At 65.9% G+C, this 22,634-nt stretch carries 23 protein-coding genes; 8 read left to right on the top strand and 15 right to left on the bottom strand.

The genetic code is table 11. The features are described 5' to 3' along the window. Positions 1-231 precede the first annotated feature (231 nt). From cydB to AABQ55_RS05225, 4 genes are all read right to left on the bottom strand, one after another. Positions 232-1,236: a cytochrome d ubiquinol oxidase subunit II gene (gene cydB, locus AABQ55_RS05240; RefSeq protein WP_272804333.1), complete on the bottom strand. Its 1,005-nt coding sequence runs from the start codon at positions 1,234-1,236 to the stop codon at positions 232-234. Further along, the gene (locus tag AABQ55_RS05235; protein WP_272804332.1) at positions 1,226-2,638 is read right to left on the bottom strand and encodes a cytochrome ubiquinol oxidase subunit I; all 1,413 of its coding nucleotides are present in this window, start codon (positions 2,636-2,638) and stop codon (positions 1,226-1,228) included. Before AABQ55_RS05235 ends, cydB begins: the two co-directional genes overlap by 11 nt. 230 nt (positions 2,639-2,868) lie before the next feature. Beyond that, complete coding sequence (locus tag AABQ55_RS05230; protein WP_272804331.1) at positions 2,869-3,132, bottom strand: hypothetical protein; 264 nt, start codon at positions 3,130-3,132, stop codon at positions 2,869-2,871. Positions 3,133-3,182: 50 nt separating this feature from the next. After that, positions 3,183-3,437, bottom strand: a complete 255-nt coding sequence (locus tag AABQ55_RS05225) for a hypothetical protein (protein WP_244767415.1) — start codon at positions 3,435-3,437, stop codon at positions 3,183-3,185. Positions 3,438-4,196: 759 nt separating this feature from the next. Between AABQ55_RS05225 and AABQ55_RS05220 the strand changes: the two genes are divergently transcribed. Continuing rightward, a complete protein-coding gene (locus AABQ55_RS05220; protein WP_272804330.1) occupies positions 4,197-4,619 on the top strand; it encodes a TadE/TadG family type IV pilus assembly protein in 423 nt (140 codons plus the stop codon). Between the two features lie 2 nt (positions 4,620-4,621). Next, complete coding sequence (locus AABQ55_RS05215; protein ID WP_272804329.1) at positions 4,622-6,343, top strand: pilus assembly protein TadG-related protein; 1,722 nt, start codon at positions 4,622-4,624, stop codon at positions 6,341-6,343. Positions 6,344-6,358: 15 nt separating this feature from the next. On the opposite strand, the gene AABQ55_RS05210 is transcribed toward AABQ55_RS05215, so the two are convergent. The 3 genes from AABQ55_RS05210 to AABQ55_RS05200 form a co-directional block, all read right to left on the bottom strand. Further along, positions 6,359-6,754 carry a GFA family protein gene (locus AABQ55_RS05210; RefSeq protein WP_272804328.1) on the bottom strand — a complete coding sequence of 132 codons (396 nt, stop codon included), beginning with the start codon at positions 6,752-6,754 and terminating at the stop codon, positions 6,359-6,361. A 122-nt stretch (positions 6,755-6,876) separates the two neighbouring features. Beyond that, positions 6,877-8,250: a class II 3-deoxy-7-phosphoheptulonate synthase gene (locus AABQ55_RS05205; RefSeq protein WP_272804327.1), complete on the bottom strand. Its 1,374-nt coding sequence runs from the start codon at positions 8,248-8,250 to the stop codon at positions 6,877-6,879. A 184-nt stretch (positions 8,251-8,434) separates the two neighbouring features. Beyond that, the gene (locus AABQ55_RS05200; RefSeq protein WP_244767410.1) at positions 8,435-8,665 is read right to left on the bottom strand and encodes a hypothetical protein; all 231 of its coding nucleotides are present in this window, start codon (positions 8,663-8,665) and stop codon (positions 8,435-8,437) included. A gap of 146 nt (positions 8,666-8,811) precedes the next feature. On the opposite strand from AABQ55_RS05200, the gene AABQ55_RS05195 reads away from it, so the two are divergent. Then, a complete protein-coding gene (locus AABQ55_RS05195) occupies positions 8,812-9,714 on the top strand; it encodes a LysR family transcriptional regulator (protein WP_272804326.1) in 903 nt (300 codons plus the stop codon). On the opposite strand, the gene gor is transcribed toward AABQ55_RS05195, so the two are convergent. From gor to rpiA, 3 genes are all read right to left on the bottom strand, one after another. After that, positions 9,692-11,080 carry a glutathione-disulfide reductase gene (gor, locus tag AABQ55_RS05190; RefSeq protein ID WP_272804325.1) on the bottom strand — a complete coding sequence of 463 codons (1,389 nt, stop codon included), beginning with the start codon at positions 11,078-11,080 and terminating at the stop codon, positions 9,692-9,694. The genes AABQ55_RS05195 and gor overlap by 23 nt on opposite strands. 201 nt (positions 11,081-11,281) lie before the next feature. Further along, positions 11,282-11,821: a DUF2059 domain-containing protein gene (locus AABQ55_RS05185; protein ID WP_244767407.1), complete on the bottom strand. Its 540-nt coding sequence runs from the start codon at positions 11,819-11,821 to the stop codon at positions 11,282-11,284. 18 nt (positions 11,822-11,839) lie between these two features. Further along, complete coding sequence (gene rpiA / locus AABQ55_RS05180; RefSeq protein WP_244767406.1) at positions 11,840-12,538, bottom strand: ribose-5-phosphate isomerase RpiA; 699 nt, start codon at positions 12,536-12,538, stop codon at positions 11,840-11,842. A 215-nt stretch (positions 12,539-12,753) separates the two neighbouring features. Between rpiA and AABQ55_RS05175 the strand changes: the two genes are divergently transcribed. Continuing rightward, entirely contained in the window at positions 12,754-13,428 is a 675-nt protein-coding gene (locus AABQ55_RS05175; protein ID WP_272804324.1) for an HAD family hydrolase, read from the top strand. A gap of 73 nt (positions 13,429-13,501) precedes the next feature. Here AABQ55_RS05175 and AABQ55_RS05170 read toward each other — a convergent pair whose 3' ends face one another. From AABQ55_RS05170 to AABQ55_RS05150, 5 genes are all read right to left on the bottom strand, one after another. Beyond that, positions 13,502-14,671: a M20 aminoacylase family protein gene (locus AABQ55_RS05170; protein ID WP_272804323.1), complete on the bottom strand. Its 1,170-nt coding sequence runs from the start codon at positions 14,669-14,671 to the stop codon at positions 13,502-13,504. A gap of 13 nt (positions 14,672-14,684) precedes the next feature. Further along, positions 14,685-15,503, bottom strand: coding sequence for an ABC transporter permease (locus tag AABQ55_RS05165; RefSeq protein WP_244767403.1), 819 nt, complete (start codon positions 15,501-15,503; stop codon positions 14,685-14,687). Then, complete coding sequence (locus tag AABQ55_RS05160; protein ID WP_244767402.1) at positions 15,503-16,231, bottom strand: ABC transporter permease; 729 nt, start codon at positions 16,229-16,231, stop codon at positions 15,503-15,505. Before AABQ55_RS05160 ends, AABQ55_RS05165 begins: the two co-directional genes overlap by 1 nt. 69 nt (positions 16,232-16,300) lie before the next feature. Continuing rightward, entirely contained in the window at positions 16,301-17,083 is a 783-nt protein-coding gene (locus tag AABQ55_RS05155) for a transporter substrate-binding domain-containing protein (RefSeq protein WP_244767401.1), read from the bottom strand. Between the two features lie 27 nt (positions 17,084-17,110). After that, positions 17,111-17,884, bottom strand: coding sequence for an ABC transporter ATP-binding protein (locus AABQ55_RS05150; protein ID WP_272804322.1), 774 nt, complete (start codon positions 17,882-17,884; stop codon positions 17,111-17,113). Positions 17,885-18,096: 212 nt separating this feature from the next. On the opposite strand from AABQ55_RS05150, the gene AABQ55_RS05145 reads away from it, so the two are divergent. From AABQ55_RS05145 to AABQ55_RS05130, 4 genes are all read left to right on the top strand, one after another. Beyond that, positions 18,097-18,975 carry a dimethylarginine dimethylaminohydrolase family protein gene (locus AABQ55_RS05145; RefSeq protein WP_244767399.1) on the top strand — a complete coding sequence of 293 codons (879 nt, stop codon included), beginning with the start codon at positions 18,097-18,099 and terminating at the stop codon, positions 18,973-18,975. Positions 18,976-19,037: 62 nt separating this feature from the next. Then, on the top strand, positions 19,038-19,676 hold the full coding sequence (locus tag AABQ55_RS05140) for a TetR family transcriptional regulator C-terminal domain-containing protein (RefSeq protein ID WP_272804321.1): 639 nt from the start codon (positions 19,038-19,040) through the stop codon (positions 19,674-19,676). 31 nt (positions 19,677-19,707) lie between these two features. Further along, on the top strand, positions 19,708-20,898 hold the full coding sequence (locus AABQ55_RS05135; RefSeq protein WP_272804320.1) for a pyridoxal phosphate-dependent aminotransferase: 1,191 nt from the start codon (positions 19,708-19,710) through the stop codon (positions 20,896-20,898). Then, positions 20,895-22,502, top strand: coding sequence for a 5-guanidino-2-oxopentanoate decarboxylase (locus tag AABQ55_RS05130; RefSeq protein WP_272804319.1), 1,608 nt, complete (start codon positions 20,895-20,897; stop codon positions 22,500-22,502). Before AABQ55_RS05135 ends, AABQ55_RS05130 begins: the two co-directional genes overlap by 4 nt. The last annotated feature ends 132 nt before the right edge of the window (positions 22,503-22,634 follow it).

Below are 22,634 nucleotides of genomic sequence, written 5' to 3'. Positions count from 1 at the left end.
GCGGTCCTATCTTCTGCTTGCGGGCCTGCATGCTGGCCGAGGCGGAACCTAGGCAAGCAAGCTGGCGCGAGGCTGGATGCTTTTACGTTACGTGAGCACCTTGTTTTCCGGCACCCGGCTAGGTCCCGATGGCGAGCTTGATGGCGAAGCCGACGATCGTCACCGCCAGCACGCCGCCCGCCCACAGGCCTACGAACCAGAGCAGCCTGCGGCCGGTCGAACCCTCCGTCATCAGTGGTACCCCTCCTCGGGATCGACCTTGCCGCGGAAGACCCAATAGGCATAGGCCGTGTAGCCGAGGATCATGGGAATGAGCACCAGCGCGCCGACCAGCAGGAAGGCGAGGCTCTCCTCCGGCGCGGCCGCCTGCCAGATCGTCAGCGAGGCCGGCACGATATAGGGGTAGAAGCTGATGCCGATGCCGGCGAAGCCGAGCACGAAGAGGCCGAGCGCGGCGATGAAGGGCCGCGAATCGTGCCGGGTGCGCAGGCCCTGGACCAGCAGGGCGAAGCAGCCGAGCACGAGAAGCGGCACGAGCAGACTGAAGAGCAGCGTCGGCCAGCCGAACCAGCGGTCGAAATAGAGCGGCTCCAGGAAGGGCGTCCACAGGCTGAAGACGCCCATGGCAAAGAGCGTGCCGATGCCGGCCTTCAGCGCATAGCCGCGGGCGCGTTCGGCAAGGTCGCCGCTCGTCTTCATCACCAGCCAGGTGGCGCCGAGCAGCGCATAGCCGACGATCAGCGCCAAGCCGGTCGCGATGGAGAAGGGCGTCAGCCAGTCCCACCAGCCGCCGGCATAGGCGCGCCCTTCCACCGGAATGCCCTGCACCAGCGCACCGAGCGCCACCCCTTGCGTGAAGGCCGCGACCATGGAACCGCCGGAAAAGGCGATGTCCCAGAGGAACTCGCCGCGCCGGGTGCGCCAGCGATATTCGAAGGCGACGCCGCGGAAGATGAGGCCCAGCAGCATCAGCACCAGGGGCATGTAGAGCGCCGGCAGGATCGTCGCATAGGCGAGCGGGAAGACGGCCATCAGCCCGCCGCCGCCCAGCACCAGCCAGGTCTCGTTTCCATCCCAGACAGGCGCGACGGAGTTCATCATCACGTCGCGATCGTGTTTCTCCTTGAAGAAGGGAAAGAGGATGCCGACGCCGAGATCGAAGCCGTCGAGGATGACATAGGCAAGCACCGCGAAGGCGATGATGGCTGCCCAGATGAAGGGAAGATCAATGGCCATGGTGGCGGCTCCCGGACGGGGTGGCGGCGGCGGGCATGATGCCGGCCGAACGGAGGGGACCTTCCGCCAGATCCGGCATGGGATCGCGCGGCAGGCGGCCCATCAGGCGCAGGATGTAGAAGGTGCCGGCGCCGAAGACGAGGAAATAGACCACGATGAAGGCGATCAGCGAGGTGGCGACGGCGGGCGCATCGATGGGCGCCACGGAATTGGCGGTGAGCAGATGGCCGTAGACCGTATAGGGCTGGCGGCCGACCTCCGTCGTCACCCAGCCGGCCAGCACGGCGAGGAAGCCGGCAGGCCCCATCAGCACGGCAGCACGGTGCAGCCAGCGGTTCTCGCCGAGCGTCCCGCGCCACCGACACCACAGCGACCAGAACCCGATGCCCAGCATGGCAAAGCCGATGGCGACCATGATGCGGAAGGACCAGAAGACGATGCCGACCGGCGGATGCAGCTCCTTCGGCACCGTGTCGAGCCCGGCCAGCGGCGCATCAAGGTCATGCTTGAGGATGAGGCTCGACAGTTTCGGGATCTCGAGGGCGTAGTCGACGCGCTGTTCGGCCGAATTCGGAATGCCGAAGAGGATGAGCGGCGCGCCGTCGGGATGGCTCTGGTAGTGCCCTTCCATCGCCATGACCTTGGCCGGCTGGTGCTCCAGCGTGTTGAGGCCGTGCATGTCGCCGGCGAGGATCTGGATCGGCGCGACGACGGCCGCCATCCACATCGCCATGGAAAACATCGTCTTCGCGCGCTTCGGCGCATCGCCGCGCAGGAGGTGGTAGGCCCCGACGGCGCCGACGACGAAGGCGGTTGTCAGGTAGGCGGCCAGCACCATGTGCACGAGGCGATAGGGGAAGGACGGATTGAAGATCACCGCCCACCAGTCGACCGGCACGAACTGGCCGGCTTCGTTGACGGTGAAGCCGGCGGGCGTCTGCATCCAGGAATTGGCGGCAAGGATCCAGGTCGCCGAGATCAGCGTGCCGATGGCGACCATCAGCGTGGCGAAGAAATGCAGCTTCGGACCGACACGGTTGAGGCCGAACAGCATGACGCCGAGGAAGCCGGCCTCCAGGAAAAAGGCCGTCAGCACCTCGTAGCCCATCAGCGGGCCGATGACCGGCCCCGCCTTGTCGGAGAAGACGCTCCAGTTCGTGCCGAACTGGTAGGACATGACGATGCCGGAAACGACGCCCATGCCGAAGGCGAGCGCGAAGATCGTCTTCCAGAAGTTGAACAGCGCGAAATAGACCTCGTCCTTCGTCCAGAGCCACAACCCTTCCAGCACGGCGAGATAGCTCGCAAGGCCGATCGAGAAGGCGGGAAAGACGATGTGGAACGATACGGTGAAGGCGAACTGGAAGCGGGCGAGCAGCGTTGCGTCCAACGATTCGAACATTGGCCACGTCCTTTCGTAAGGCTGGCGCGGCCCTCGACAGGCCGCGCTCGCAGGAAAGAATGCGGTCCGGAACAGGCAAAGGTCAATTCCGTGCACGCGCCCACGTTGCCGCACCGCGACAATCGCCCGCGTGCGGCATTTCGGCCAGCATCGGCCCCCGCCGCCTCGAACGAACGAAGCTCCCGGCGGGGAACCGGGAGCTTCGGATGGCAGGGCAAAGGGATCGTCGCTTACCGGTCGGCAGTCGCCGTGCGGTCGAGGCCCGGATAATAATCGCCATTGGCCGGGCCGATCCGCCGGGGCGTGGTTTCCGCCCGGGAATAGACATGGCCGTTTGCTATGCGGGCCTGGCGCTTCGCCTCGATCATCTGATCCTGCTCGGAAGTGGGCGAGACGCCCCTGTAATAGTCGCCGCCAGCGAAGGCGGCGGAACCACCGAAGAGCGATGCGGCGAGAAGCGTCGCCGCGAAGGCTGCGTTGAGGGACTTGCTCATTGTTTCATTCCTTGGTCAGTCTTGGGAGTTGGCCTTGCAGATGTGGCCGCTCAGCGGTCGTTCCTGTCGAGGCCCCTGTAGTAGTCGCCCCTGGCAGGGCCGGCAGCCGCCACGATCACCGTGGACTTTGCGTCGCTCCTGTCGATGCTCTGCGTGGTGACACGGTCGATGGTCTGGCTCTGGGCCTGGTCGCGGTCGATACCGCGATAATAATCGCCGTCACCACCGGCGAGGGCTGCGGAGCCGCCGAAAACGGAGGCGGCGAGAAGGGCGGTCGCAAAGGTCGTGCTCAAGGTCTTGGTCATTGTCTTGTTCCTTTCATATATGCATCTTGAAACGGCAGTTCGGGGTCCATCGTGGCCGCGGACATCGCGTTCCGCCGATGGCGACAGGGACGATCCGGCTGACTTCCAGGCGATGCCCGCATGGCGGCAGCCGCACGTCTCTCGTCTTCATCATGGCCCGGCATCATCGTTCCTATCGGTCTTCCAGGAGCGGTTGGCCGCTCTTGCGAAATAAAGATGGTCCCTCAATTTGCGGGATGGAAGGGTCTCAAACTGGAAACAGCCGTCAACGTTTTTTGAACAATGAAAAGCGCGGCTTCGGCACACAACCAAGTCGGCTAAAACCGGCAAAACCGTCCATATAGACGGTTTTTCATGAGGAAAGCCTCATGATTCAAACCATTGATTTATCGCAATTATATTCATCCTTCCCACCGCGAAAGGGAAAGGGCGCACGCGGAAGCTGCAGCGGAAGAAGGCCGTCTTTACAATTATGGCATTGAAAGCCGCAACGCCGATTTCAAGAGTTTCACGAATGTGTGAGGGGTGAAAAACACGGCTGAAATCGCTTTCGGCGTGCCCTGAATTGTGTCCGCATTGTGTCAGAAAGGCCGACACCGGCCACCGCCGGGGACAACACGCAGGCGCAAATCATCAGTTGCACATTTTCACAATAATCAATCTATAGGAGAATTTAAGACTCTGGGCGCACGATAAAGGTGCATTCCTTTTGAAAGGTGCAACCGCCTTGTCGCCGGACAATCCAAAGGAGGAGATGTCATGCACGCCCTGTCCCGCCTGTCTAAGGATCGCGCCGGCACCTCGGCGCTGGAATTTGCGATCATCGCCCCCCTCTTCTTCCTCATCCTCTTCACGCTGATCGCCTACGGCATCTATCTCAGCGTCACCCATGCGGTGCAGCAGGTGGCGGCGGATGCCGCGCGCACGGCGGTCGCCGGCCTCAACCCGACCGAGCGCGTCACGCTGGTCAACCGCTACCTCGACGCCTCGCATTTCGACTATGCCTTCCTCAACCGTGCGAAGATGCAGGTCGTCGTCACCGACGACCCGGCCAATCCGGAACAATTCACCGTCACGATCACCTATGATTCCGGCGACCTGCCGATCTGGAACCTCTTCACCTTCGCGCTGCCGAGCCAGAGGATCGAGCGTTATTCCACCGTGCGCGTGGGAGGGCTGTAACCATGAAGACCCCGCGCACCCTTCTTTGCGAACGCAACGGCAATATCGGCACGCTTGCCGCCATCAGCCTGCCGCTCATCATCTTCTCGCTTGCCCTCGGCGTCGACTATGGCTACCTCACCGTGCAGCAGCGCCAGTTGCAGGCCGCCGCCGACCTGGCCGCCATCGCCGCCGCCGCCAATGTCGCCGAGGCCGAAAAATCCGCGGCCACCTATTTCGCCCTCAACAACCTTCCCGTCTCGGTGACCGGCAAGGACGGCACCACCATCCCCGCCGTGATCACGGCGCTCAACTCCAGGGCGACGCCCGCCACCGCCCTCGTCGAGCGCGGACGCTACACCGCCGATCCGGACATCGCGCCGGAAGAGCGTTTCAAGCCGGCCAGCGCCGATGCGGATGCCGCCCGGGTGACGCTCACCCGCCCCTCCGATCTCTTCGTCGCCGCGGTCTTCACACCCACATCGCCGATGCTCTCGGCGACCGGCTCGGCCGCCCGCTCCAAGACCGCCGCCTTTTCCATCGGTACGCGTCTTGCCAGCCTCAATGACGGCATCCTGAACGCCCTGCTCGGCAAGCTGCTCGGCACGAACCTCTCCCTCAACGTGATGGACTACCGCGCGCTGGTCGATGCCGACATCGCCGTCCACCCCTTCCTGAAGGCGGTCGCGACGACCCTCAACCTCACCGCGGGCACCTATGAGGAGGTGCTGAATGCCGGCATCACCGTGCCGCAGCTGCTCGCCTCCATGCGCGCCGTCGAGGGTCTTTCCGGCCCCGTGCGCTCGGCGCTCCGGCTCGTCGAGCAGGCGACGGCCGGCAGCAAGGTCAAGCTGCCGCTCTCGCGCATCCTCAACCTCGATCCGAAGAAGGGGCTTGCCGTCGCCACCGGCGGCGACTGGAAGATGTCGATCAACGCCCTGCAGATGATCACCGCCGCGGCAGCGCTCGCCAACGGCAAGAACCAGGTGGCGCTGGATGTCGGCGCGGTCGTGCCGGGACTTGCCGCGGTGAAGGTGAACCTTGCGATCGGCGAGCCGCCCGTCGAAACGCCCTCGCACCGGCTCGGCGCGCCGGGCAGCGCGGTGCGCAGCGCGCAGACGCGGCTGTCGGTCGAGGTGGGCATAGACGGGCTTGCCGCGCTCGCGGGCCTGCGCATCAAGCTGCCGCTCTATGTCGAGGTTGCCGCCGCGGAGGCGAAGCTGACCGATATCCGCTGCTACGGCGGCTCGCTCGGCAATGCCAATGTCGCGATCGACGCGGTGCCGGGCGTCGCGGAGATCGCCATCGGCAAGGTCGATCCCTCCGTGCTCTCCGATTTTTCCGACGATGCGCGCGTGACAAAGGCCCGCATCGTCGATTCGGCCCTCCTGAGCATCGATGCGATCACGCATGTCGAGGCGAAGAACCTATCGAAGACCCGCCTCACCTACACGCCGGCGGAGATCGCCGCCGGAACGATGAAATCCGTCTCCACGCGGGACACGCTGACCTCCGCCGTCCGGTCGCTGTTCGGCAATCTCGATGCCGAGATCAACATCAAGCTGCTCGGCCTGCCGATCGGCATTCCGGGTATCGCGTCCGCGCTCGGCAGCACGCTCGGCGCCGTCACGCCCGCCATCGACGAACTGCTCTACAACGTGCTGCTTCTTGCCGGCGTGCGGATCGGCGAGGCGGATATCCGCGTCACGGGCGTCAGCTGCCAGCGCCCCGCGCTGGTGCAATAGCGGGATCGGCGCGCCTCAATAGCCCTGCGCATATTGCGGCAAGCCGTCCTCGATCTCGTAATAGTCGCCCTTGTCGGCGCAGAAGATGTGCTTGCCGATGGCAAGCCCGGTCGGCAGGTCGAAGGTACCGGCCATGATCGAGGTATAATTCGTCCCGTCGCCCTTCCAGAACAGGGCCGAGCCGCAGGTGCGGCAAAAGCCCCGTCCCGCCATGTCGCTCGCCCGATACCAGGTGACGTTCTCCCCGCCCTCGACCGTCAGCGCGTCATCGGGCACGTTGGTCGCCGCGTAGAAATGCCCGGTCTGGCGCCGGCACTGGCTGCAATGGCAGGCGATCACCTCGCGCAGCGGCCCCTTGGTGCGAAAGCGCACCGCCCCGCAAAGACAATGGCCGGTATGTTCCTCGCTCATGCATTCCCCCCAAACGAAACCGGGCCAGCTTCGCGAGCCGGCCCGGTTCTGTCAATTTCACATTCCTGAATGCTTGCATCAGTTCCGCTAATCTACGGGACCGAAGCATGAACGGATGGAGATCAACCGTTCACGACCATGCGCTTTTCATCGCGGCCGCCCTTCATGCGCTCGGCAAGAAGGAAGGCGAGCTCGAGCGCCTGGTCGGCATTGAGGCGCGGATCGCAGTGCGTATGGTAGCGGTCGGCGAGGTCATCGCCCGACAGCGCACGCGCACCGCCGGTGCATTCCGTCACGTCGTTGCCGGTCATCTCGACATGAATGCCGCCCGGATGCGTGCCTTCCGCGCGGTGGATCTGGAAGAAGCTTTCCACTTCCGACAGGATCCGCTCGAAAGGACGGGTCTTGTAGTTGTTGAGCGTGATCGTGTTGCCGTGCATCGGATCGCAGGACCACACCACCTTCTTGCCTTCCCGCTCGACGGCGCGGATCAGCTTCGGCAGGTTGTCGGCAACCTTGTCATGGCCGAAGCGGCAGATCAGCGTCAGGCGGCCGGCCTCGTTCGCCGGGTTCAGGAGGTCTATCAGCTCCAGGAGGCCGTCGCTGGTCAGAGACGGGCCGCACTTGAGGCCGAGCGGGTTCTTGATGCCGCGGCAATATTCGATATGCGCATGGTCGGGCTGGCGCGTGCGGTCGCCGATCCAGATCATGTGGCCGGACGTCGCATACCAGTCGCCCGAGGTCGAATCGACGCGGGTCAGCGCCTGCTCGTAGCCAAGCAGCAGCGCTTCATGGCTGGTGAAGAAATCGGTCTCGCGCAGGCCCGGATGGTTTTCCGCACTGATGCCGATCGCCTTCATGAAGTCCATCGTCTCGGAAATCCGGTCGGCGAGCTTGCGGTAGCGCTCGGCCTGCGGCGAGTCCTTGACGAAGCCGAGCATCCACTGGTGCACGTTCTCCAGATTGGCATAACCGCCCATCGCGAAGGCGCGCAGGAGGTTCAGCGTCGCGGCAGACTGGCGGTAGGCCATGATCTGGCGTTCCGGGCTCGGCACGCGGGCCTCTTCGGTGAACTCGATGCCGTTGATGATGTCGCCGCGGTAGGACGGCAGCGTCACGTCGCCCTGCTTCTCGATGCCCGAGGAGCGGGGCTTGGCGAACTGGCCGGCAATGCGGCCGACCTTCACGACGGGCTGCTGGGCGCCGAAGGTCAGCACCACGGCCATCTGGAGGAAGGCGCGGAAGAAGTCGCGGATCGTGTCGGCGCCGTGTTCGACGAAGCTCTCGGCACAATCGCCACCCTGCAGCAGGAAGCCGTTGCCCTCCGCCACGCTCGCAAGCGAGGCCTTCAGGCGCCGTGCTTCGCCGGCGAAGACGAGCGGCGGAAACTTCGAAAGGCGCTCTTCGGTCGCCGCCAATGCGGCGAGATCGGGATAGTCCGGAACCTGCTGGATGGGCTTGTGCCGCCAGCTACTCGGGGTCCAATTCTCTGCCATGATGTTCACCTGTCCTGATGCGCCCGCGATAACCGGGGGGCGCCACGTCCGTTTGAAGATGCGGGCTTATAAACCGTTAGATGGGTCTTGCATAGCCGCAGATCCAGCGGCGGCGGCGCATTTGCGACGGCTCCGCCCTCCGCTCCGGGACAGGCTGTAGAGCACGGAGGGCGACAGGTCTGGCCTAGAAGCGACGCGGGCTTGCACGCAAGGCAACTGCCCTGTCCGGCAGGGCCTGTCGCGTGCCCCTCGGCTCCGGCCGGCCGCGCCCGTTGAGGAGGCGCGCAAGAAGCGCGCTCACCGCTTCCAGCCCGCGCCAGGCTTCCGCTTCCAGCGGATCGGACAAAGGGTCTATCCGGCGCTGCTTCATCGTCTTTTCCGCCCTGTCGAGGGCGATCATCCATTCCGGGCTCATGACGGCCTCCTGTTTCCGGTGTCCTTCCCGAGATAGCGACCGGACCCCGGCAAGCGTAGACGCGGAAATGAAACGCCCGTTTCACCGATGAGCGATGCCTGCCGGCGGCTTTTGCGCTAGAAGGAAGCGTTCAACAGGAGCGGTGCATGTCGGAAGTCGACTGGAGCGATCTGCAGCTTTTCTTCCACGTCGCGGCGGAGGGCGGGCTTGCCGGCGCCGCGGCGATCACGGGCGCCAGCGCGCCGACGATCGGCCGCCGCATGCTGGCGCTGGAGCGGGCCATGGGCCGCACGCTCTTCATCCGCAGCCAGCAGGGCTACCGGCTCGCCCCGGACGGCATGGTGCTGTTCGAGCATGTCCAGACGATCCGCCGCACGACCGCCGACATCACCCGCTGGCACGGCGACGCCTTCGCGCTGCCCATAGTCGCCATTGCCGGCGATATCTGGCTGATGGGCTTCGTTGCGGAGAACACGAGCGAGCTGCGCGGCCCCGCCGACAGCTTCCGCCTCTGCTGCAAGCAATTGCCGGCGGGAGGGGACCTGACCTATCGCCACGGCATGATCGGCCTCTTCCACAGCGCGCCGAAGACCGGCAATGTCGCCGTGCGCAAGTCGGTGACCGTCGCCTATGCGGTCTATCGCGCCGCAAACCTCGCCCTCGAAGCGGACCTGCCCTGGGTCTCGATCGGCACGGAAGTTGCCGTTTCCGATGCGGAGAAATGGGTTTTCCGCAACCACGAGCCGCAGATCCACACCTGGACGAACGCGCCTGCCGTGCTGGCCCGGCTGATTGCGGGCGGCGCGGGACGCGGCGTGCTGCCGGCCTTCGTGGGCGATGCCATGCCGACGCTCGTGCGCGAGGGCGAGCCGATAGAGGCGCTCAGCCATCCGCTCTGGCTCGCCGTCAACGACGACGACCGCCACCGGCCGGAAATGCGGCTCGCCCTCGATCGCCTCGCAAACCTCTTCAAGCGCCACGAAGACCGCTTCGCCGGCCGGCTGGCCGGCGAGACGCGGCCGTCCGTCAGACCCGCTGTCCGTTCCTGACGCGGTAGCTCGGCTGGTACATGGTCACCAGCTCCTCGCTCGCCGTCGGGTGCACCGCCATGGTGCGGTCGAAGTCGTCCTTGGTGACGCCGGCCTTCAGCGAGATGCCGAGGAGCTGCGCCATCTCGCCGGCCTCGTGGCCGAGGATATGCGCGCCGACGACCTTGCGATCGGCCGCATTGACGATGAGCTTCATGATCGTCTTCTCCTGCCGGCCGGAGAGCGTCGCCTTCATCGGGCGGAATTCGGCGCGGTAGACCTCCAGTTCGTCGAAGGCTTTTGCCGCCGCCTCCTCGCTGAGGCCGACGGTACCGATCTCCGGCTGGGAGAAGACCGCGGTGGCGATGAGGTCGTGGTCCGGCGAAACCGGGTTGCCGCGGAACTCCGTCTCGATGAAGCACATCGCCTCATGGATCGCGACGGGGGTGAGCTGCACACGGTCCGTGACGTCGCCGAGCGCGAAGATGCCCGGAACGTTGGTACGGGAATAGGCATCGACGAGGATCGCCCCCCGCTCGTCCATCGCCACGCCCGCCGCCTCCAGGCCGAGGCTGCCGGTGTTCGGCACCCGGCCGAGCGCCAGCATCACCTGGTCGACGGCAAGCGTCTCGCCCGCCTTGGTGGTGACGGTGCGCCCGCCGCCCTCGGCCGCGCTCACGTTGGTGATGATGTCCTCGCAAAGGATGCGGATGCCCTTGGCGATCATCGCCGCCTGCACGCCCTGGCGCATGTCCTGGTCGAACCGCGACAGGATCTGCTTGCCGCGGTAGATCAGCGTGGTCTCGACGCCGAGGCCATGGAAGATGTTGGCGAACTCGACGGCGATATAGCCGCCGCCGGCGATCAGGATGGATTTCGGCAGTTCCGGCAGGTCGAACGCCTCGTTGGAACTGATGCAAAGCTCATGGCCGGGAAGGTCGGCATGCGGCGTCGGATGGCCGCCGACCGCGATCAGGATGCGCTCGGCGGTCACAAGCTCGTCTGTCGCCGTCAGGCGCACCGTGTTCGGCCCGACGAGCACGGCGCGGGTCGCAAGGATCGTCGCCCCGGCATTGTCGAGGCCCTTGCGGTAAAGGCCCTCCAGGCGGGTGATCTCCTTCTCCTTGGCGGCAACGAGGGCCGGCCAGTCGAAGCGCGTCTCGCCGACCTGCCAGCCGAAGCCGGCGGCATCCTCGAAATGCTCGGGGAACTGCGAGGCATAGACATAGAGCTTCTTCGGCACGCAGCCGCGGATGACGCAGGTGCCGCCGAAGCGGAATTCCTCGGCGATACCCACCTTCTTGCCCATGCTGGTGGCAAGGCGCGCGCTGCGCACGCCGCCGGAGCCTCCGCCGATGACGAAGAGGTCGTAGTCGAATGTCGGCATGGTGATCTCCTGCGGGCAAGGCTGGCCGGACGGCCGTCAAAGTCCACCAAACCTCTCTTCCGTCATGGTCGGGCTTGACCCGACCATCCACAGCCGCGGGTGCCGCTTGGATCCTCGGGTCAAGCCCGAGGATGACGGTAGTGGGCAGGCGATGTCCGTCATAAAACAGAGGGCGGCTTGCGCCGCCCTTTCGTCATTCGATCACTGCTGCGGCTGTTGCGCCTCGCCGCCTTCGGCGGCTGCGCCGAGGATCGGGTTGAGCTTCTTGGCGCTTTCGGCGCGCAGGTCACGGTCGACGCCGACAGCCCATATCTCGGCGGCCTTCATGACTTCGCGCGTGGCGATCGGGCCGTCCGACAGCAGCTTCTTGCCGACAGGCGAGTTGTAGAAGTCGGCGATCGCCTTCAGCTCTTCCTGGGTGAAGGTCTTGGCGTAGATCGTCGCGGCTTCCCGCTCCAGGTCGGCGCGGCGCGGCGCGAGCGCCAGGGCCTGCTCGTCGACGGTGGCGTTGATTTCCGACTCGTGGTTCGGTGAGGCCTGGACGAGCGTCGCCTTGATGCGAACGGCAAGGCCCGGCAGGATGTTGTCGAAACCGTTCGTCGCGCCGATCGCGTCGATGGCGGCGCGGGCCGCCTTGACCTGCTCGTCGGTGACGTCCTGCGCCTTGGCGGCGCCGGCAAGCGCTGCCGAAACGATGAGGGTCGCCGCGAGGGTCCGGCCGAAACCAGCAAATTTGATCATGTCGGTCTGTGCTCCTGTCTAGTCTTTCGCCGTCAGCGTGCGCGCACCCGCGGGTCCCGCGATGATGGCCAGCGACGCCATGTTGATGAAGAGGCCGTGTTCGACGACACCGGGTATGTCATTGAGGCTGCTTGCGAGCGCATCTGCATCAGGAATGCGGCCAAAAGATGCGTCGAGAATGTAGTGTCCGCCATCCGTCATGAAGGTGCCGTCGCCCGAGGCGCGCAGCGCGATTGCCCCGGAAAGCCCGAGGCGGGCCGCCGTCTTCTCGATGGCGATGCGGGTGGCGGTGAGGCCGAAGGGATTGACCTCGATCGGCAGCTTGAAGGCGCCGAGCGTCTCGACCACCTTGCTCTCGTCGGCAATCACGATCATGCGCGTCGAAGCGCTGGCGACGATCTTCTCGCGCAGCAGCGCGCCGCCGCCGCCCTTGATGAGGCGCAGCCTGCCGTCGACCTCGTCGGCGCCGTCGATGGTGAGGTCGAGTTCCGGCAGTTCGTCGAGCGACTTCAGCGGCACGCCGAGCTCGACGCAGAGCCGCGCCGTGCGCTCGGAGGTGGGCACGCCCTCGACCTTCAGCCCACCGGCGACCTTTTCGGCCAGGAGCCGCACGAATTCCTCCGCGGTCGATCCGGTGCCGATGCCGAGGCGCATGCCGTCCTCGACATGGGTGAGCGCGACCTCCGCGGCCTTGATTTTCATTTCCCGGGCGTCCATGGCCCAAAACTCCCTGAATGGTCGTAGCCGGCGCCGAAGCGACCGGAATTCCGGTGAGACACTTACACGCCCCTGCCGGCAAACGAAAGCCAAAATCGCCGCATGTTCCGATGCCGGCCGCGCGCCCGCCGGGGTGGAGAAGGCGATTGCAAATGCCGCCGCCATCGCATACCGGAGGGGCCTGCCTGCCTCCTCCCCATACACAAGGTTTTCCCATGTCCGCTTCTCTCGTAGTCTTCGATCTCGACGGTACGCTCATCGATACGGCGCACGACCTCGTGGCGAGCCTCAACCACACGATCGGCCTCGAGGGCCTCGATCCCGTCGGCTATGGCGACCTCACCTATCTCGTCGGCCATGGCGGCCAGGTGATGATCAAGCGCGCCTTCGCGCTGCGCGGGCGGGAGATCTCGGACGCGGAACTGCAGCGCATGCTCGCCGCCTTCGTCGAGCACTATTCCGGCGCCATGCCGGGTGTCTCCGTGCCCTATCCGGGCCTCCTTGCCGCCATGGACCGCCTCGCCGGCGCCGGCTATCGCCTTGCCGTCTGCACCAACAAGCTGGAAGGCCTCGCCCGGCGCCTGCTCGATGGCCTCGCACTCACCCCGCGCTTTGCCGCGATCACCGGCGGCGACACCTTTGCGGTGCGCAAGCCCGATGCCGAGCATCTGCTCGGCACCGTCCGCCTCGCCGAGGCCGACCCCAGCCGCACCGTGATGATCGGCGACAGCCTCAACGACATGCTCGTCGCCCGCAATGCCGGCGTGCCCTCCATCGGCGTGCCCTTCGGCTATTCGGACGTGCCCGTCGCCGAGCTCGAGCCGAGCCATGTCATCGCCCATTTCGACGAGCTGACACCGGACCTGGTCGAGCGTCTCATCGCCCGCTGACATGTTTGGCGAGCGGCCAGGCACCACCGGGTGAGAACGGACGCTTGAAACGCTGACCGCCGGCGCGGCGGCCCTAGCTCGCGCGCAGGTAATGCTCGGTCAGTTCCGTCCAGAAGGCGGCGCCGACCGGCAGGAGGTCGTCGTTGAAATTGTAGCCGGGATGGTGGAGCGACTTGTCGTTTTCGCCGCCCTTGCCGCCAAGGAAGAAATAGGTGCCCGGCCGCTCCTTCAGCATATAGGCGAAATCCTCGCTGCCCATGAAGGGGCGGTCAAGGTCGACGACCTTGTCGGCACCGGCAAAGCGGATGGCGAGGTCGCGTACGAGATCCGTCTCGGCCTTGTGGTTGACCGTCGCATCGTAGAAACGCTGGTAGTCCACCGTGGCGCTCATGCCGTAGCTTTCCGCCTGGCGCTCGGCGATGAGGCGGATGCGGCGCTCCAGCTCGTCGCGCACGGCAGGATCGAAGGAGCGGATGCCGACGACGATCTCGGCCCGGCTCGGGATGATGTTGCTCGCCGAGCCCGCATGGAACGATCCGACCGTCACCACGGTCGGATCGAGCGGGTGGATGTTGCGCGAGACGATGGTCTGCAGCGCCATGACGATCGAGGCGCCGCAGACGATCGGGTCGAGCGTCTCCTGCGGCTCCGCGCCATGGCCGCCGACGCCGTTCACCGTGATGCGCGCCTCGTCGACCGCCGCCATGATCGGGCCGTCACGCAGCGCGAACTGGCCGAAGGGCAGGCCCGGCTCGTTGTGCAGGGCGAAGACGGCATCGCAGGGGAATTTGTCGAACAGCCCCTCCTCCACCATGATCTTCGCGCCGCCGAAATTCTCCTCCGCCGGCTGGAAGATCAAGTGAACGGTGCCGTCGAAATTGCGCCGCTCGGCAATCGCCCTCGCCGCGCCGAGCAGCATGGCCGTGTGCCCGTCATGGCCGCAGGCATGCATTTTTCCCGGCGTCTTGCTGGCATAGGCAAGGCCGGTCTCCTCGTGGATCGGCAGCGCATCGATATCGGCCCTGATGCCGATCGACTTGCGGCCGGTGCCGTTCACGAGGGTTGCGACGAGGCCGGTTTTCGCAAGGCCGCGCGTGACCTTGTAGCCGTAGCCTTCAAGATGGCGCGCGATGACATCCGACGTGCGCACCTCCTCCAGCCCCAGTTCCGGGTGCTCGTGCAGGTCGCGGCGGATCGCCACCATTTCCGGCATCGAGTTCTGGAGGGTCGTATGGATCGTCATGTCATCGTCCTTTTCAGGCACCACGCGTCGGGATCCTGCGTTCGAAATAGCGGAAGGCGACCACCAGGATGGCGGTCAGGCAGAGATAGATGAGCGCGAGCAGCAGCAGCGGCTCATAGGTGATGTAGGTCTCCTGCCGCACCTTGGAGATGACGGCGTAGACATCGATCACGGTGATCGTCGCGACGAGCGGCGTCGCCTTCAATTGCAGCACGGTCTCGCCGTTCAGCGTCGGCAGCGCCCGGTGCACGGCACGTGGCAGCCAGATGCGGCGGAACATCGTGAACCGGCTCATGCCATAGGCGCGCGCGGCCTCCAGTTCCCCTGCCGGCACGCCGGCAAAGGCGCCGCGCATCACCTCTCCCTCATAGGCCGCAAAGGAGATGGTCAGCGCCGCCACCCCATAGGGCCACGCCTCGCGCAGATAGGGCCAGAGGAAGGAATTGCGGATTTCCGGGAATTGCGGGAAGAGCGAGCCCAGCCCGTAATAGAGCAGCCACAGCTGGAGCAGCAGCGGCGTGCCGCGGATGATCGTGCAGAAGCCGCGCGCCAGCAATTTCAGCGGCCATGGCCCGGTCACCTGCACGAGGCCGATCGGCACGGCGAGCAGGAAGCCGAGGATCGAGGTGGTGAACAGTATCAGCAGCGTGACGCCGACGCCATAAACGAGGCGGCCGGAATATTTCGGCACCCAATCCCAGCGCATGAACCAGACGATGCAGAAGACCAGCACGGCGGCGATGGCCATCAGCACGATGCGGTGCGGCTTGAGGAGCGCGCGCTTCGAGGGCAGTTCTGTGAGGGCCAGGGCGGAAACGGTCTCCTCGCTCATCACGCATGCCTCGTCAGGCCGCGCCGATAGTGGCGCTCGATGATGCCGATCAGGACGTTGGAGAGCAGCGTGAGCAGCAGATAGAGCATGCCGGCCGCGCAGAAGAAGAGAAGATAGGCCTTGGTGCTGCCGGCCGCCTGGCGTGTCACCAACGTCAGCTCGCTGAAGCCGACGACCGCGAGAAGCGCCGTGTCCTTGGTGGCGATCAGCCAGAGGTTCGAAAGTCCGGGAATGGCATGCGGCAGCATGGCCGGCAGCGTGATGCGGCGCATGACCTGAAGGGGCGACATGCCATAGGCGCGCGCCGCCTCCATCTGCCCCGCCGGCACCGCCTTGATCGCGCCGCGCAGGACCTCGGTGGAATAGGCGCCCTGCACGACGCCGATGACGAAGATGCCGGCGGCAAGGCCGCTGATATCGACCGACCCGAAGCCGAGCGCGGCGGACATCTTGTTGAGCACGTCCGTGCCGGCATAATAAAGGATCAGGATCAGCACCAGTTCGGGGACGGCCCGAACGACGGTCGTATAGACCTCGAGAAGGTCCTTCGTCACCGGGCCGCCATAGAGCTTGCCCATGGCGCCGCCCGTGCCGAGCAGCAGGCCGAGCGCATAGCCACCGACGGCGATCTGGACCGACTGCCACAACCCTGCCAGAAGCACCCCGCCCCAGCCGGGCGGTTCGAGCGCGAGAAGGCTCCAGTTGATCAGCGATCCGGCATCGGCCATGAGGTTTTTCGTCCTTGCAAGGAACATGGCCGGCGGCGGGAGCCGCCGGCGTCAAGCACAGACCGGCGATCAGCCGCCATAGACGTCGAAGTCAAAATACTTCTTCGAGAACTCGTCATAGGTGCCGTTCTCGCGGATCGCCTTGATCGCGGCGTTGATCTTTTCCTTGAGTTCGGTCTCGCCCTTGCGCAGGCCGACGCCGACACCAGCACCGAGGATTTCCGGATCGTCCTTCACATTGCCCTTCAGGTCGCAGCAGGCCGCGCCCTGCTCGGTCTTCAGGAAATCGCTGAGGGCGATCGAGTCGGCCTGCACCGCATCGATTCGGCCGGCGGCGAGGTCGTTGTTCGCCTCGTCCTGGGTCTGGTACTCCTTCACGGTCGCGCCATTCTCGCCGAAATACTTGTTGGCGTAGACTTGGTGAATGGTGGCGACCTGCACGCCGATCGTCTTGCCGGAAAGGCCTTCCGGCGTCGGCTCGAAGTCCTGGCCCTTCGGACCGATCACGGCGGTGGGCGTGTTATAGTATTTGTCGGAGAAGTCGATCGTCTGGAGACGCTCGGCCGTGATCGACATGGAACCGATGATCATGTCGATCTTGTTGGAGGTCAGTGCGGGGATGATGCCGTCCCAGGCGACCGGCGTGATGACGCAGTCGAGCTTGGCCTCGGCGCAGATCGCCTTCATGAAGTCGACTTCCCAGCCTTCCCAGTTGCCGGAGGCATCCGGCGAGGTGAAGGGCGGATAGGGCTCGGCGGCAAAGCCGACGCGGACCTGCTGGGCCGCGGCGCCGGACAGGGCGGCAAGGCCGATCGCGGCGGCAAGGGCGATTGTCTTTACGGCATTCTTCATGATCTTCCCTCTGTTGGTTTTTGCTTCTCAGTGGATGGAGCTGATGAACTTCTTCAGCCGCTCCGATTTCGGCGACCCGAACAGTTCGTCCGGCGGGCCCTGCTCCTCGATGACCCCGTTCGCCAGGAAGACGACGTGGCTCGCGACATTGCGCGCGAACTTCATCTCGTGCGTGACGAGGATCATCGTGCGCTTTTCCTTGGCAAGATCGCCGATGACGGAGAGCACCTCGCCGACCAGCTCCGGATCGAGCGCGGAGGTGGGCTCGTCGAAGAGCATGACATGGGGCTGGATGGCGAGCGCCCGGGCGATGGCCGCGCGCTGCTGCTGGCCACCGGAGAGGAAGGCCGGATAGGCATCGCGCTTTTCGTGGAGCCCGACGCGGCGCAGCAGCGCCTCGGCCCGCTCGATCGCCTCGTCCTTCCTCACGCCGAGCACATGGACGGGCGCCTCGATGACGTTTTCCAGGATGGTCATGTGCTGCCAGAGATTGAAGCTCTGGAACACCATGCCGAGGCGCGAGCGCAGGCGCTGCACCTGCTTGCGATCGGCCGGCATCATGCCGCCGTGGCCGTCGTTCTTCATGGCGATCGTCTCGCCGTGGATGGTCACCGAACCGGCGCTCGGCAATTCCAGCATGTTGATGCAGCGAAGGAAGGTGGACTTGCCCGAGCCCGAACCGCCGATGATGGCGATCACGTCGCCCTCATGCGCGGTCAGCGAAACACCCTTGAGAACGTCAAGCGGCCCGAAGCGCTTGTGCAGGTCCCTGACCGCGATTGCCTCGGCGCGTTCCGTCATCGCGGAGCTGTCTCCAGCGCGCGGAAAATCGATGCATGGCCCATGCCAAATTCCCCTGTTTTTCAGCGTTCCCGCGGGCATCTTCGGCCCGTCGTGTCGTCTTATGGAATGCATCGTGGCACTTGTTAAGAAATTATTCAAGCGTATAATAGGCGCATCGCTGACTTTTCCGGCAGCGCCCGTCCAAGATGATTTTCCCTTAGGAGCAGTGAATGACCGCCTACGGTTCGCAGGAAATGTCGGCCCCCCTGATGCGTGTTCTGATGCGCCGCCCCGGCGAGAGCCTGAGGGGCGCCGATGCCGCCAAGTGGCATTACGGCCCGACCTTCGACGGCGCCCGCGCGGTCCACCAGTACAAGGCCTTCGCCGAGCTCGTGGAAAAATCCGGCACCGAGATCATCTGGCTGGAGGACGAAGGCGACGGGCTCGCCGACGCCATGTTCACCCACGATCCCTCGCTGATGTCCGATCACGGCGCGATCCTCCTGCGCATGGGCAAGCCGCTGCGCGTCGCCGAAACCGCGCTGCACGAAAAGGCCTATGCCGAACGCCAGATCCCGATCCTCGGCCGCATCGAGGGCGACGGCACCGTGGAGGGCGGCGACTGCATCTGGCTCGATGCGAAGACGCTCGTCATCGGCCGCGGCGTGCGCACCAACCAGGAAGGCATCGACCAGATCACGAAGATCCTCGGCCCGCACGGCGTCACGGTTCTCGCCTACGACCTGCCGCTCTGGCAGGGCGAGGAAGCCTGCCTCCACCTGATGAGCGTGATGAGCCCGCTGGCGGACGACCTTGCCCTCGTCTTCGCCCCGCTGCTGCCGGCCGCCTTCTACCAGCTGCTCAAGAAGCGCGGCATCCGCCTGATCGAGGCGCCGGCCGACGAATTCCACGCCAGCAACGGCCTGTCGCTCAACGTGCTGCCGACCCGGCCCTACGAGGTCATCATGGTCGAAGGCTTCCCGGCCACCAAGGCGGCGATGGAAGCGGCCGGCTGCACGGTGGAGACCTTCGAGGCCGACGCGCTGTGCATCGCCTGCGAGGGCGGGCCGACCTGCCTGACGCGGCCGGTGCTGCGCCGCGCGGCCTGAAGCAGCTCCAGCGGAAGGGGGCAGCCTTGCGTCCGGAATTGCGCAGAGACTAGAGAGGAACCATGGCCCGCCGGACCTTCCATCGCGCCCCCGAGGCCGAACGCCGCCACGACCTGATCGAGGCGACGCTCGACTGCATCGCGGAATACGGCCTGGAGGGCGCGACGGTCCGGCAGATCGCCATCAAGGCGGGCGTGACGGCGGGCCTCATCCGGCATTACTTCCAGTCCAAGGAGCACATCCTGCAGGAGGCCTATCGGGTCGTCATCGCCCGGCTCACCGAAAAGGCCGAGCGGGTGACGGGCGATCCGGAAACGCGGCTGCGCGACTTCATCGTCATCAACCTGACGGAACCGGTCGCCAACAGCCGAAGCCTCTCGCTCTGGGCCTCGTTCATCAGCCGCGTCAGCGTCGATCCGGAACTCGCCGCCATCCACCGCGAGGGCTATCTGAGTTTCCGCAACGCGCTGGAGGGCCTGCTCGGCGACTTCCTTGCCGCGCGCGGCGCGGACGCCTCGCCGGAGCGCTGCCGCACGCTCGCCATCGCGATCAACGGCCTGCTCGACGGACTCTGGCTGGAAGGCTGCCTGGCCGGCGAGCTTTTCGGGGAAAGCGAGCTCGTCGAGATCGCGCTGACCTCGATCGAAACCCTGCTCGGGCTGCGCCTGAGACCGGTCGACGCCGCAGGCACCGACCGATAAACGACACCCAATGGAAATGCGGAGGACGGCCATGCGCTATGCATCCATCACAGATCGGCTTGCCAATCTCGGCTCTGAAAAATGGGCCATCCACGCCGAGGCGCGACGCATGAAGGCCGAAGGCGCGGCGGTCATCGAGCTGACCATCGGCGAGCCGGACGTACCGCCGGACCCGGCGCTGCTGGCCGAGGCCGCGCGTACCATGCATGCCGGCCGCTACCGCTATTCCAACGGCCGCGGCGAACCCTCCGTGGTCGACGCGCTGGTGCGCAAGTACCAGAAGCGCCGCTGCGACGTGACCTCCGCCAACGTGCTCTGCTTCCCCGGCACCCAGACCGCCCTCTTCGCCGTCATGCTCGGCCTCGTGGAAGCGGGCGATGCGGTGCTCGTCGGCGATCCGCTCTATGCCACCTACGAGGGTGTCATCCGCGCCACCGGCGCCGAGCGCATCGCCGTGCCGCTGCGCCCGGAAAACGGCTTCCACATGAAGGCGGCCGACCTCGAAGCCGCCATCACGCCGGCCTGCCGGGTACTGCTGCTCAACACGCCGCACAACCCGACGGGCGCGGTGCTGAGCGCCGCCGAGATCGCCGAGATCGGCGCCGTCTGCCGCAGGCACGACCTGTGGATCGTCTGCGACGAGGTCTATGAAGAGCTCGTCTTCGGCGCGGCCTTCGCCTCGCCCTTCGACAATCCCGACCTTGCCGAGCGCACCATCGTCGTCTCCTCCATCTCGAAATCCCACGCCGCGCCGGGCTTCCGCAGCGGCTGGGCGATCGGCCCGGCGGAATTCTGCACGCGGCTGCTCTCGGTTTCCGAGACGATGCTGTTCGGCGGCCAGCCCTTCATCGCCGACATGACGGCCTATGCGCTCGACAACCCGATCTCGACCGCCGCGACGATGCGCCAGAGCTACAAGGCGCGCGCCGCCCGTTTCGCCGAAGCCCTGTCGCGCGCACCCGGCCTCGTGCCGCTGCCGCCGGAGGCCGGCATGTTCATCGTCGTCGACGTTTCCGAAACGGGCATGAGCGGCGAGGATTTCGCCTGGGCACTCCTGCGCGAGGAACGTGTCGCGGTCATGCCGGGTTCCTCCTTCGGCGAGGAGGCGGAAGGCTTCATCCGCCTCAGCCTGACCGTGCCCGATGCCCATATCGACGAGGCCTGCCGGCGCATCACCGCGCTCGCAACCCGTTCCACCATGCCGAAGGAGCGCCGCGCATGAGCACGAAAACCGTCGGGGAAGTTCTCGTCGACCTCCTGGAGGCTAACGGCGTCGAGGTCGTGTTCGGCATTCCGGGCGTGCACACGGTCGAACTCTACCGGGGCCTTGCCGCCGCGAAGATCCGCCACATCACGCCGCGCCACGAACAGGGCGCCGGCTTCATGGCGGACGGGTATGCCCGCGTTTCCGGCAAGCCGGGCGTCGCGCTGGTCATCACCGGCCCCGGCCTTACCAACACCATCACGGCGATGGCGCAGGCGCGGCAGGATTCCGTGCCCATGCTGGTCATATCCGGCGTCAACCGGCGCGATTCGCTCGGCCACGGCCGCGGCCTGCTGCACGAATTGCCGGACCAGCAGGGCATGATGAAGACGCTCGCCCTCTATTCGCACACGCTGCTCAATCCCGCCGACCTGCCGCTCGTCATGGAACGCGCCTTTGCCGTGCTGCTGTCCGGCCGCCCCGGCCCGGTGCATATCGAAATCCCGACCGACGTGATGGCGAAGCCCATCGAGACCGGCAGCTTCCCCGCCGCGGTCGCCACGCGCCCGCGCGCCGATGCGGAAACCCTGCAGCGCGCCGCCATCCTGTGCACCAACGCCTCGCGCCCCGTCATCCTCGCCGGCGGCGGCGCGGTGACGGCGGAAGAGGAGATCCGCGCCCTTGCCGAGCGCATCGGCGCGCCCGTCGTCACCACCGTCAATGCCCGCGGGATGCTTGCCGGAAGTGCCCTGCGCGTGCCGGCGAGCCCCAGCCTCAAGGCCGTGCGCCGGCTGCTTGCCGATGCCGACCTCGTCGTCGCCTTCGGCACGGAATTCGGACCGACGGACTATGACATCAATGTCGACAACGGCTTTCCGCGGCTGAAATCGCTGATCCGCATCGATATCGACGCCGCCCAGCTTGCCCGCACGCCACAATCGGGGCTTTCGATCTTCTCCAGCGCCAAGACGGCGGCGGCCGGCATGCTCGGCTTCCTCGAGGGTCACAAGGCGACAAGCAACGGGGCTGCACGCGCCGAAACCGCCCGCAAGGGCGCCTGGAACGAGCTGACGGCGAAGATGCAGGCGGAAATCGGCGTCATCGATGCCATCTGGCGCACGCTGCCGAAGGCGATCATCGTGGGCGATTCCACCCAGGCCGTCTATGCCGGCAACTACTATTGCGACGCGCCGCGCCCGCGCAGCTGGTTCAACGCCGCGACCGGCTACGGCGCGCTCGGCTTCGCCCCGCCCGCCGCCATCGGCGCAGCCCTTGCCGAACCCGATGTGCCGGTTATCTGCCTTGTCGGCGATGGCGGCCTGCAGTTCTCCCTGTCGGAGATCGGCTCGGCGGCGGATGCCGGCGCGCGCGTCATCTTCCTCGTCTGGAACAATGACGGCTACCAGGAGATCGAGAACTTCATGGTCGAGGCCGGCATCACGCCGGAAGGGGTGAAACCCTCCGCGCCCGACTTCATCGCCATCGGCACCGCCTATGGCGTGCCCGCCGAACGCCTCGCCGACGTGCGCGACCTGCCGGCCGCGCTGGAGCAGGCAGGCGGCCGCAAGGGCCCGAGCCTCATCGAGATCCACCAGACGAAGACAGCCGGCGCTACGGCCTGATTCGCGGCGGCAAGGCATCGGGCACGCCGCCCCGCACGTTCCCGAACGGACCGGCCGACGACGCAAAGCCCGGATATGCCCGGGTTTTCCGGGCGCCGGCGGCGCTGGCCGATTCCACGCCTTTGCAAGCCG

It is taken from the genome of Shinella sp. WSD5-1, from assembly GCF_963942435.1.
Taxonomy (GTDB): Bacteria; Pseudomonadota; Alphaproteobacteria; order Rhizobiales; family Rhizobiaceae; genus Shinella; species Shinella yambaruensis.
This window is presented reverse-complemented; position numbering and strand designations above follow the sequence as displayed.